Annotated in this window: 6 protein-coding genes; 4 read left to right on the forward strand and 2 right to left on the reverse strand. The window is 70.2% G+C overall.

Going from position 1 to position 11,880, the window contains the following annotated elements; translation table 11 throughout:
• Positions 1-7: 7 nt before the first annotated feature.
• Positions 8-1,711 (reverse strand): PHA/PHB synthase family protein, encoded by a 1,704-nt coding sequence (locus tag GNX95_RS15295; RefSeq protein WP_163508100.1) that lies wholly within the window; start codon positions 1,709-1,711, stop codon positions 8-10.
• Between the two features lie 137 nt (positions 1,712-1,848).
• Between GNX95_RS15295 and GNX95_RS15300 the strand changes: the two genes are divergently transcribed.
• The 4 genes from GNX95_RS15300 (at position 1,849) to GNX95_RS15315 (ending at position 9,842) form a co-directional block, all read left to right on the forward strand.
• The gene (locus GNX95_RS15300; RefSeq protein WP_163508101.1) at positions 1,849-2,649 is read left to right on the forward strand and encodes an eCIS core domain-containing protein; all 801 of its coding nucleotides are present in this window, start codon (positions 1,849-1,851) and stop codon (positions 2,647-2,649) included.
• 365 nt (positions 2,650-3,014) lie between these two features.
• Complete coding sequence (gene topA, locus GNX95_RS15305; RefSeq protein ID WP_163508102.1) at positions 3,015-5,837, forward strand: type I DNA topoisomerase; 2,823 nt, start codon at positions 3,015-3,017, stop codon at positions 5,835-5,837.
• Between the two features lie 520 nt (positions 5,838-6,357).
• Complete coding sequence (gene tmk / locus GNX95_RS15310; RefSeq protein ID WP_222853682.1) at positions 6,358-8,643, forward strand: dTMP kinase; 2,286 nt, start codon at positions 6,358-6,360, stop codon at positions 8,641-8,643.
• Positions 8,640-9,842 carry a DNA polymerase III subunit delta' gene (locus tag GNX95_RS15315; RefSeq protein ID WP_163508103.1) on the forward strand — a complete coding sequence of 401 codons (1,203 nt, stop codon included), beginning with the start codon at positions 8,640-8,642 and terminating at the stop codon, positions 9,840-9,842. The genes tmk and GNX95_RS15315 overlap by 4 nt, the downstream gene beginning before the upstream one ends.
• A 563-nt stretch (positions 9,843-10,405) precedes the next feature.
• Here GNX95_RS15315 and GNX95_RS15320 read toward each other — a convergent pair.
• The gene (locus tag GNX95_RS15320) at positions 10,406-11,818 is read right to left on the reverse strand and encodes a hypothetical protein (protein WP_163508104.1); all 1,413 of its coding nucleotides are present in this window, start codon (positions 11,816-11,818) and stop codon (positions 10,406-10,408) included.
• Between the last annotated feature and the right edge of the window lie 62 nt (positions 11,819-11,880).

Genomic DNA, 11,880 nt, shown 5'->3' on the forward strand with positions numbered 1-11,880 from the left:
AACCGGCTCAGCGCTGCCAGGCGTAGCGGCCCGGTGCGTCGGCGAGTACGCGGTGGTTGTGGTTGCCGACGGTCGGTGGCCGGCGGAGTTTTCCGGAGCGTGCGCTCAGCCAGTTTGTCCAGTCAGGCCACCAACTGCCGGGTGTCTCCTGCGCGCCGGCAAACCACTGGTCCGGCGGTGTCGCGTACGGCCCGTCGCCGGACAGGAAGCTGTCGCAGGCGAGCAGGCTGCGTACGCGGCCACCGGAGGCGAGGACGAAGCGGGTCGGTCCAGGCAGCAGGCGCAGGCTGGCATAAGCCGACCGCCACGGTGCCAGCTGGTCCGCCTGACCGGCGACGACGTACGCGGCGGCGCGGATCGACGACGGCGTGACCGCGCGGCCGGCCAGCGCCAGCGTGCCGTCGGCAAACCTGTTGTTCAGATAGAAAGTCCGCAGATACGAGGCCAGTGCGGCGGCCGGCACGCGTACGGTGTCGCCGTTCCAGGTCATCACGTCCGAGGCCGGCGGTTCGCGGCCGAGCATCCAGTCGTTGACCAGGAAACGCCACCGCAGCGGGTCGGCGCGTACGGCGTCGAAGAAGGCCGCGATGGTGGCGCCCGGCACGAGCGCGCGCTCGGGCAGCCGGTCCAGCCGCTCCAGCGCCTCCTCGACCGCCAGGCCGACCGGCCCGGGCTCGGAAAAGTCCAGCAACGACCCCAAAAGCGTCAGCGACGAGACACCGGAGTCGGCGGCGACCGCGGCCAGAGTGCCACCCATGCCAAAGCCGGTCACGTTGACCAGCGGCGAGCCGGTGATGTCACGTATCGCCGCCAACGCCGGCCGGATGCTCTCGGTGAGATAGTCGTCGAGCGTGATCGAACCGATCGACTCGTCCGGATTTCGATAGCTGATCGCGAAACTCGTGTGTCCACTGTGGACGGTCCAGTCGACCAGGCTGCGGCCGGGCGCCAGGTCGAGAAGGTAGTACTTGTTGATCCACGGCGGCACGAAGAGCATCGGCGTCGCGTACGTTTTCGGGGTCCGCGGCTCGTACTGGATGAGCTCGCACAGCCGGTCGCGGAAGACCACGCCGCCCTTGGTCGTCGCCAGGTCCTGGCCGAGGGTGTACGCGCCGTGGTTGACCTGCAGCGGCCGGCCGGCGTTGGACACCAGGTCGCGGACCAGGTTGCGGCCACCGCGTACGACGCTGGCGCCGCCGGTGTCGAAGGCCTCCTTCACCGCGGTCGGGTTGCTGGCGGGAAAATTCGACGGCGCGATCGCGTGTGCGATCTGCTCGACCGCCAGCGTCGCCTTGGCGCGGCTGTCGTCGTCGAGCTCGGCTTCCAGCACGAGCTGGCGCAGGTGCCGCACGAACGCGGCATGTTGTTGAGCCCAGTGGAAATACCAGGCGTTGTGCAGCCAGGCCGGATCGGTGAACCGCGGATCGGTGCGGTCGAACTCGATCTCGTCGTCGATTTCCAACCCGGCGCCACGCAATGCCGCGATCAGCGTCAGCCGTACGCTGTCGGCCGCGGTTTCGGTGGCGATCCGGTTGAACAGCCCGGGATCGCGGCCGAGCGCGCGAGCCAGCTCGGCCAGCCCTTCGCGCAGGCCGGCCGGGTCGATCCGGCTGGACAGCTCGCTGGCGGCCACCGCGTCGGCGGCGAGCACCGGCAGCGACACCACCGTGCGTACGGCGACGTCGACCACGCTGCGCAGGCTGAATGCCACGATCGGCACTCTAACGAATGATCCTTGTTGCCCTATCGGGCAACATGCGCTGCCCTCGCCATGACTGCACGGACCCTTGTCGCTGTGCCGGCCGGCCGGCACCATCGAAACGAGGACTCTATCCGCAGGGAGCGGCGATGCGCGGGCACGGCACCGAGAACGACCTGGAACAGACCTTCCGGCCCAAAGGCGACCGGATCGAGCGCGACGAACCGGCTGGGGAACTGGCTGAGAGCCCGGCACTGATGGGGAAGGCCGCGGCGGCCGGACGCACCGACGTCCTCGGCGCCGCCGGCATGCTCGGCCTGCAGCGCGCGGTCGGCAACGCGGCCGCCGGCACGCTGATGGAGGAGGAGCGCTCCCCCGTACACGACGTGGTGAACTCCGGCGGCGGCTCGGCGCTGGACGACGACACGCGCGCCGACATGGAGTCGCGGATTGGCGCCGACTTCGGCGACGTGCGCGTGCACACCGACAGCGCGGCGCACGAGTCCGCGCAGTCGGTCAACGCGCACGCGTACACGGTCGGCAACAACATCGTCTTCCAGCGCGACAAGTACGACCCGAGCTCGGACGCCGGCAAGCACATGCTGGCGCACGAGCTGACCCACGTCGTGCAGCAGCGCAGCGGGCCGGTGGACGGCACCGACGCCGGCGGCGGCATCCAGGTCAGCGACCCGTCGGACCGGTTCGAGCGCGACGCGGTGGCCAACGCCGACCGCGTCATGTCGGCGCCGGCACCGGTGCAGACGGCCGCGGCCGGTGGCGCAGGCGCCGCCGTGCAGCGGTGCGGCGACGGCTCGGATCACGACCACGGCGCCGAGGTGCAGACGTACGTCCAGCGCGACGAGGCTCCGGCGGAGGAGACCGAGGAGGACCCCACCGCGCAGACTTTCGTCCAGCGCGAGGGCGAGGAGGAAGAGGAAGCCGCCGAGTAGCTCGTTCCGGATGGCCGCAGGGCCTCCCTACGTGCGCCACGCGCACGCGGGGAGGCCCTGCGGCAATTTTGCCGGGGTGATCTGAGCGCGACCGCGTCGGTTCGTACAGTGGTCCTACGCGGGGAAGAAATTTTTCCGGCCGCCGGGCCTTCCGGCGCCGGCTCGTACGCGCGGCGAATCCGCCGGTCAACGGGCCTGTCGCCGGCCTCGGTGTGGGCCTGGCCACGTGGCCGAGGAACAAGCCGGCCGCGCGGTTACGTTTGCTTTTTGGGTACGTGGGGGTTCACACTCCCCGCCGAACGCATCATGCGTTCACAGACGGTGAGACGACGTTGCAAGTGACGACGCAAGTAATAAGGAGAGCCGTGCCAGCCGACAGGACGAGCCCGCCGCGCAAGACCGCTGCCCGCGGTCGTGGCAGGACCGGCGGGACCCGCCTGGTCATCGTCGAGTCGCCGGCGAAGGCCAAGACGATCGCCGGCTATCTGGGCTCCGACTACATCGTCGAAGCCAGCATCGGTCACATCCGTGACCTGCCGCGCAACGCCGCCGACGTACCGGCGAAGTACAAGGGTGAGGCGTGGGCCCGGCTCGGCGTGGACGTGGACAACGGCTTCGAGCCGCTGTACGTGGTCAGCCCCGACCGCAAGCAACAGGTGGCCAAGCTGCGCGACGCGCTGAAGAGCGCCTCCGAGGTCTATCTGGCAACGGATGAGGACCGCGAGGGTGAGGCGATCGCCTGGCATCTCGCGGAGACCCTGAAGCCGAACGTGCCGGTGCGCCGGATGGTGTTCCACGAGATCACCCGGTCGGCCATCGAGCAGGCCGCGGCCAACCCGCGCGAGCTGGACATCAACCTGGTCGACGCGCAGGAGACCCGGCGGATCCTGGACCGGCTGTACGGCTATGAGGTCTCGCCGGTGCTGTGGAAGAAGGTCATGCCGAAGCTCTCGGCCGGCCGCGTGCAGTCCGTCGCGACCCGGATCGTGGTCGAGCGCGAGAAGGCCCGGATGGCCTTCAAGGCCGCGTCGTACGCCGACGTCGAGGGCACCTTCACCGTCACCGAGCCCGCCAAAGCCGACGATCCAAGATCCTTCAACGCGACCCTGATCGCCCTGGACGGTGACCGGATCGCGACCGGGAAGGACTTCGACCCGGCCACCGGGAAGGTCGCCTCCGGCGTCATCCACCTCGACGAGTCCGGCGCCGCCGGGCTCGCGGCACGTCTGGACGGCGTGCCGTTCGCGGTCAGCCGGGTCGAGGAGAAGCCGTACCGCCGCCGGCCGTACGCGCCGTTCATGACCTCCACGCTGCAGCAGGAGGCCGGCCGCAAGCTGCGCTGGTCGGCCGCGCAGGTGATGCGGGTCGCGCAGCGGCTCTACGAGAACGGCTACATCACCTACATGCGTACCGACTCGACCAACCTGTCGGAGACCGCGATCAACGCGGCCCGCCAGCAGGTGCGCGAGCTCTACGGCGACCGGTACGTACCGGCCGAGCCGCGCCGCTATGCGAAGAAGGTCAAGAACGCGCAGGAGGCGCACGAGGCGATCCGGCCGTCCGGCGACGCCTTCCAGACGCCCGGCGCGCTGGCCGGCCGGCTGGAGCGCGACGAGTTCCTGCTTTACGAGCTGATCTGGAAGCGGACGATCGCCAGCCAGATGACCGACGCGGTCGGCCGCAGCGTGTCCGTACGGCTGTCCGGCACGTCCACCTCCGGCGAGGTCGCCGACTTCTCCGCCTCCGGCAAGACGATCACCGACCCCGGCTTTCTCCGCGCGTACGTCGAGTCGCTGGACGAAGGCGCCGGCGACGAGTCCGACGACGCCGAGCGGCGGCTGCCGACGCTGGCCAAGGGTGACCGGCTGGACGCCAGCAACCTGGCCGCGCGCGGTCACACCACGCAACCGCCGGCCCGCTACACCGAGGCCAGCCTGGTGAAGGCGATGGAGGAGCTGGGCATCGGCCGGCCGTCCACGTACGCGTCGATCATGCAGACGATCCAGGACCGCGGCTATGTGTGGAAGAAGGGGTCGGCGCTGATCCCGTCCTTCGTCGCGTTCGCGGTGAACCAGCTGCTGGAGCAGCACTTCGCGCGGTTGGTCGACTATGGCTTCACCGCCTCGGTCGAGGAGGACCTGGACCGGATCGCCGCCGGTGACCGGCAGCGTGTCGACTGGCTGACCAGGTTTTACTTCGGTGCGGCCGACGGTGTCGAAGGCGGCATCGCGCGCGCCGGTGGCCTGCGCAAGATGGTCGCGGAGAACCTCGGCGACATCGACGCGCGCGGCGTCAACTCGATCCCGCTGTTCAAGGACGACCAGGACCGCGACGTGGTCGTACGGGTCGGTCGTTACGGACCGTACATCCAGGCCGGCGGTGACGACGGCGACCGCGTGTCGCTGCCGGAGGACATCATCCCGGACGAGCTGACCCCGGAGCGGGTCGCCGAGCTGCTGTCCGCGCCGAGTGACGGCCGGACGTTGGGGACCGATCCGGACACCGGTCACGAGCTGATCGTGAAGGCCGGCCGCTATGGACCGTACGTGACCGAGGTGCTGCCGGAAGGCGACGAGTCCAAGCCGCGCACCGGCAGCCTGTTCGCCACCATGTCGCCGGACTCGGTGACCCTCGATGACGCGCTGAAGCTGCTGTCGCTGCCGCGGATGCTCGGCTTCACCGAAGGCGGCGAGGAGGTCACCGCGCAGAACGGCCGCTATGGCCCGTACATCAAGGCCGGCAAGGAGTCGCGTTCGCTCGGCTCGGAGCCGGAGCTGTTCACCATCGACCTTCCTGGCGCCTTGGCGCTGCTGGCGCAGCCGAAGACCCGCGGCCGCGCGGCCGCGAAGCCGCCGCTGCGTGAGCTCGGCGAGGACCCGGTCAGCGGCAAGCCGATGGTGATCAAGGAGGGCCGCTTTGGCCCGTACGTGACCGACGGCGAGACCAACGCGAGCCTGCGCAAGGGTGACGACATCGCCACCATCTCCGACGAACGTGCCGCCGAACTACTCGCCGACCGCCGCGCCCGCGGCCCGGTGAAGAAGACCGCCCGCAAGACCGCCGCCAAGAAGGCCCCGGCCAAGACCGCGGCGGCCAAGAGCACGGCGAAGAAAACCGTCACCAAGGCCGCGAAGAAAGCCCCAGCCAAGAAGACCGCCGCCAAGAAGGCGACTCGGCCCAAGAACTAAGCATCCCTTCCCACCCAGCCACCCACCCCCAAACTGTCACACCCCCCTGCCAATCTGGGCCCCCACCCAGATCGGGTGGGGGGTGGGTTCGCGTTGGAAACTTACCTAAGTTAAAAGTTGATCTTGGCCTACGCCTCAATAGGCTCGCTGGTTACTTTGATCACTTCAGTCACAACTGTCACATGACGCCATGCACGTAAGGCTCCCTTGCTTGCACTGGATGCACGCAAGGGGGCCTTGCGTGCGTTCGCTAGATCGACAAAAGCCGCATTTAGCGCTCCAATGCGCTGCAGCGCGAAGACTATGCGGCGACCAAGATCAACTTCGAACTTGGCTAACGAAACCTCTCAACCCACCCCCCACCCGATTTGGGTGGGGGTCAACATAAGCGCAGGGGTACGACAGTTTTGGGGTGTAGCGGGTAAATCGAAGCGTGCAAAGGGAATATTTCATCCCATAACCATCGATTCATGGTACGCATACGGGCGCCAGGGGTAGGTGATGCGCCGATAATCGGTGAGTGGCCGCCGGAGCGTCGGAGGTGGCCGCTACGCTCGGAGCGGCGGATGCCGACCGGAACCGCCGCATTCCGTGTAGGTCCCCGACGATCAGGGAGGCCGCCATCAGCAGCCCCGAGACCAACCAGGGCCACTCGACCAGGCAGGACGCCGCCGCACTGGTCGCGGCGTTAAGGATCCGGCCGGCGCGCCGGCTGTGGCTCGCCATCGGGCTGTCCAGCCTCGGTGACTGGCTGGGCCTGCTCGCCATCAGCCTGTTCGTCTTCGGCCACCTGACCGGCACGCTCGCACAGGGCGCCGGGTTCGCCGGAGTGCTGGTGATGAAGCTGCTGCCGGCGCTGGTCCTGCTGCCGGTGGCCGGCGCGCTCGCCGGCAAGCTCGACCGGCGGATCACGCTGGCGGCCTGCGATCTGGCCAGGTTCGTGCTGTTGGTCAGCATCCCGCTGGTCGGCCTGGCCGGTCCCGGACCGGCCGTCGGCTGGGCCGTGGTGGCCACCTTCCTGATCGAGACGCTGCGGCTGATCCGGGCCGCCGCACAGGAGGCCGCGCTGGCCGACCTGGCGCCGGGCGAGGCGTCCGGTCAGCTCGTCCAGGTCATCGGGTACGGCGTCGCGCCGGTGCTGGCCGGCCTGCTGCTCGGGGCAGTCGAGCGGGGCGTACGCGGCCTGGTCCACGAGCGCACCGCCGGCCTGCTCGTCCAGCCGGTCGACATCGCGCTCTACCTGACCGCCGCGCTCTTCCTGTCGGTCGCGATCGTCAGCTACCTGTCGCCGGAGACCGCCGGCCGCGGCGCGACGCCAAACCGCCGCGGCTGGGCCGGCTCGCTGGTGGACGGCTGGCAGTTCCTGCACCACAACGCGTCGCTGCGCGGACTCGTGCTCGGCGTGTGTGGCGCGCTGGCCGCCGGCGCCGTGGTGCTCGGCGTCAGCGTCTTGTACGTCGCCAGCCTGAGCGCCGGCAACGCCGCATACGCGCTGGAGTTCGCCGCGCTGTTCCTCGGCCTGGGGCTCGGCGTCGGCACCGGCGCGCGGCTGATCGGCAAGCTGTCCCGGCGGCGCTGGTTCGGCATGAGCCTGGTGTTCGCCGCCGCCATGGTCGCGCTGCTCGGCCTGGCGCCACATCTGTCGATCGCGGTCATCCTGACCGTCGCGGCCGGCTACGGCTCCGGCATGGCGCTGCTGTCCGGCCTCACGCTGCTGGCCAGCGAGACCCGCGACTGGGTACGCGCTCGCGTGTTCGCCTTCACCCAGGCCGCCGGCCGACTGGTCCTGCTGGTGGTCGTGCTGCTCAGCGCGCTGCTGGCCGGCCTCGGCGGCACGCACGTGCTCAACGTCGGCGTCCTCCAGCCGACCATCAGCGGCGCCCGTGTGCTGCTGCTGGTCGCCGGCATCGCCGGTGTGATCGCCGGCGTGATCGCGTTCCGCCGGATGGACGACCGCCGCGGCGTACCGGTCTTCGCCGACCTGCTCAGCTCGATGGGGGGCCGACCGCTCGGCGTACCCGACGCGCCGATCACCAGCGGCCTGTTCGTCTCCTTCGAAGGCGGCGAGGGTGCCGGCAAGTCCACCCAGGCGGTCAAGCTGGCCGCCTGGCTGCGGATGTCCGGCCGGCAGTGCGTGGTGACCCGCGAGCCAGGCGCCACTCCGGCCGGTGCGCGGATGCGCGGCATCCTGCTCGACCCGCGCGGCGACAAGCTGTCCAGCCGCGCCGAGGCGCTGCTGTACGCCGCCGACCGCGCCGAGCACGTGTCGACGGTGATCCGGCCGGCGCTGGCGCAGGGTGCGGTCGTCATCACCGACCGATACGTCGACTCCTCGCTGGCCTATCAGGGCACCGGCCGGGAGCTGCCGGTCGAGGAGATCCGGTGGCTGTCCGGCTGGGCCACCGGCGAGCTGCGGCCGCATCTGACCGTGCTGCTCGACGTCGATCCGCGGCTCGGTCTGGAGCGCGCTCGCGCGCGCGGGGCCATCGACCGGCTGGAAGGCGAAGAGCTGGTCTTCCACGACCGCGTACGGGACAGCTTCCGCGCGCTCGCCGCCGCCGACCCCGAGCGCTACCTGATCGTCGACGCCAGCGCGAGCGAGGAGGACATCGCCGCGCAGATTCGCGTACGGGTCGCGCAGCTGATGCCGGACGCGCCGGACCCGATGGTCGCGCAGCCGTGGGACGTGGAGGCGACCCGCACACTGGACCCCGACCTCGACTCGATGCTCGCGGTCGCCGAGACGCAGGACCTGCGCAGTCTGCAGACCGGCGTGGATGACGCCACCCAGCGGCTGGACCGATGACCACGGCAGTCCAGGAAGACGTCTTCAGCTCGCTCGTCGGTCAGCCGGATGCCAGCGCCACGCTGCGCCGCGCGACCGTGGCCGCCGCCAGGCTGGTCTCCGGCGAGCCGGTGCCGCCTGGCGAGATGACGCACGCCTGGCTGTTCACTGGCCCGCCGGGGTCGGGCCGGTCGGTGGCCGCGAAGGCCTTCGCGGCGGCGTTGCAGTGCGAGCGCGGCTTCGGCTGCGGCGAGTGTGGCGGCTGCCGGACGACCCTGCACGGCACACACGCCGACGTGCGTACGGTCGAGCCGGAAGGCCTGTCGATCGGCGTGACCGAGGTGCGCAGCCTGGTCGTACAGGCCGCCGGAGCCCCCAACGGGGGCCGCTGGCAGGTCGTCCTGATCGCCGACGCCGACCGGCTCACCGAGTCGGCCTCCAACGCGCTGCTGAAGGCCGTCGAGGAGCCGCCGGACCGCACGGTCTTCCTGCTCTGCGCACCGTCCGCGCATCCGGACGACGTGGCGATCACCATCCGCTCCCGGTGCCGGCTGGTGCCGCTGCGTACGCCGTCGGCCGAGTCGGTCGCCGAGGTCCTGCTGCGCTCCGGCGTCGACTCCGCCACCGCCGCCTGGGCCGCCGCCGCATCGCAAGGCCACGTCGGCCGCGCGCGCTGGCTTGCGCGCGACAGCAACGCGCGCGACCGCCGCAAAGAGGTGCTGGACGTGCCGCGGTCGCTGACCAACCTCGGGGCCTGCTTCACCGCCGCCGAGAAGTTCATCGCCGCCGCCGAGGCCGAGGCCGACGCGTCGCTGGAAGGCGTCGCCGACAAGGAGACCGCCGATCTCAAGCAGGCGCTCGGCGCAGGTGGTACGGGCAAGGGCGCGGCGACCGCGGCTCGTGGCAGCGCCGGCGCGCTGAAGGAGCTGGAGCGCCGGCAGAAGTCGCGCGCCACCAGGTCACGCCGCGACACCTTGGACCGTGCGCTGGTCGATCTGGCCGCCTTCTATCGGGACGTGCTGATCAGCCGGCTCGGCGCCGAGGTGCCGCGCGTACACCCCGACATCGCCGACCTGACCACGCGGGCGGCAGCCGCCTGGACACCGGAGTCGGTGCTGCGCCGGCTCAACGCCGTGCTGGCCTGCCGCGAGGCGATCGAGCTCAACGTCAAGCCCCGCATCGCCGTCGAGGACATGATGATCGCCCTCTGGCAGGGCTGACCTTCTGGTCACCTGGCCACCATGCGTGCGTCCAGCTTGAGTTTCCATCCGGTGGTTGGAGGCCAGGTGCGCTGTTGAGGCGGCGTGGGTCGCTAGATCGATTGCTTGATGTGAACTGGTTAGGTTGTCGGTGGTTTCTGGTTGGTGCGGTTTGGTGGGTGGTTGAGTTTTTCTGTTTGGTGCGTTGGGTGGGTGGTGGCGCCTTCGCGGCGGGCGACCTCAAGGGGAGGGCGCGGGGTTTGGTTGGTGGTGGGGTTGGGGTGCCGCGGTGCGGTTGGGTTTGTGGGTGGACATCGGTGTGGCTAGGGAGCCCTTCGTGTGGCGGGTGCGGCTTGCGGTGGCGAAATGTCAGGTTTGATGTCTTGTTAGGCAAGTATTGCAGCCGTGGAGCGCCTCAACTGAGTCGTCGGCCACAGTCGTCACCTTGGTAACAGTGTCGATGCGAGCAAGGCGTCCTTGCGTGCGCTGGACGCACGCAAGGACGCCTTGCCACCATCACCCAAACCGGCAAGGCCGGCATTTAGCGTTACAGCGCAGCGGCGGCGAGATAGGCCCCGACCGAATCAGCGGCGGGCGGCGATCACCATGGCGAAGCGGCCGAGCAGCAGCAGGCCGCCGGCGGCGAGCAGGATGACGGTCAGCTGTACGCCGGTGACCGGCAGCGTGCCACCGGAGGACGGGTTGGAGATCGGCTGCGCCGGCGGCTTGGCGGCGGTGTGGCAGATCACGCCGCCCTTGGGGGCCTCGGCGTGCGCGTACAGGTCGCCGAGCGACAGCGACACCAGCGGCGTCACGCCGTCCAGCGACAGCAGGTCGAGGCGCAGCATGCTCAGCCGCGCGCTGGCCACCTTGGTGCTCTCGACCCGGTCGGACAGCTCGCCGATGGTGATCTTGGCCAGGTAGGCATTGCTGATGTCCGGCAACGGGTTGGTCTGGTCGGACGGTGTGATGTCGCTACGCAGCTTGCCGGCCGGCTGCAGCAGGCCCGGCAGGCCGACGCCCTTCAGGCCCGGCAGGCCAGCCAGGCCGGCCATACCGATCTCGATGGTCTGGCCGGGCGCCGACACCGTCTGCGACTTGCCGTCCGGTCCGGTGACGGTCAGGCCCGGCGCCGAGTACGTGACGCTGGAGCTGTCGGCGCCGGACGCGGTCGCGGTCAGCTTGGCCGGCGAGGTCAGCCGCAGGCTGGTCTGCGCCGGCGTACCAGCGAAGAGCACCAGGTCGGCCAGGCCGAGGGTGGACTGCGAGGTGACGCCGAGGCCCTTCTGGCCGGCCACCTTCACCAGGCCGCCGCGCGAGTCGGTGTATGCCACGGCCGGCGCGTCGGCGGCGGTGAAGCTCTTGTTGCCGACGGCGTCGGACAGCACCGGGACGCCGTTGCCCAGCGGCAGCTTGGCACCCGGCAGCAGCTGCGAGAGCGGGTTGCCGACCGGCACGGGCAGCGAGCCGCCGCTCAGCGACAGGACCTTGAGGTTGAGCAGGTTGGTCTGCGCGGCGCCGATGATCGCCGCCGAGCCGGGACAGCCGGCCCACCTGGCCTGCGCGGCCAGCTTGCCGACCTGGCCGGACAGCAGCGGGTTGTCCGGGATGGTGACGATGTCGGAGGTGGCCGGCTTGGCGTTGTCCGGCGGCGCCAGCTGGCTGACCGCGTTTTTCGGGATCTGGTCGGCCGGCCCGCCGACCAGGAAGGCGGACTGCGCGTTGACCTTGTAGACCGCGTCGGAACGGATCGTGGTGGCCGATCGGTCGAAGGCGAACGCGGTCGACGGCAGGCCGTTGAAGGACGGGCTGCCCGGCACCGCCACGGTCAGCGACCCCATCGCCGCGGTGCTGTCGGACCGGAACAGCTCGCTCGGCAGCGGGTTCTGGCCGCTCGGCGGGTTGGCCGCGGCCGGAGCCGCCGTCACAGGCACGGTGAGCAATCCCACTGCCGCGGCGGTGACCAGAGCGGCCAGCCGAGAACGTTTGTGCTGCACAAGTGCCTCCTGCGGCGTTGCAAGCCCCCCTGGGCCACCGAGCCGACCAGCGATCCGTATCT

The sequence above is a fragment of the Fodinicola acaciae genome (genome assembly GCF_010993745.1).
Taxonomy (GTDB): Bacteria; Actinomycetota; Actinomycetes; order Mycobacteriales; family HKI-0501; genus Fodinicola; species Fodinicola acaciae.

Coding starts and splice junctions, on each gene's coding strand:
- GNX95_RS15300 (WP_163508101.1), top strand. CDS start 1,849: ATGCGCGGGCACGGCACCGAGAACGACCTGGAACAGACCTTCCGGCCC.
- GNX95_RS15315 (WP_163508103.1), top strand. CDS start 8,640: ATGACCACGGCAGTCCAGGAAGACGTCTTCAGCTCGCTCGTCGGTCAG.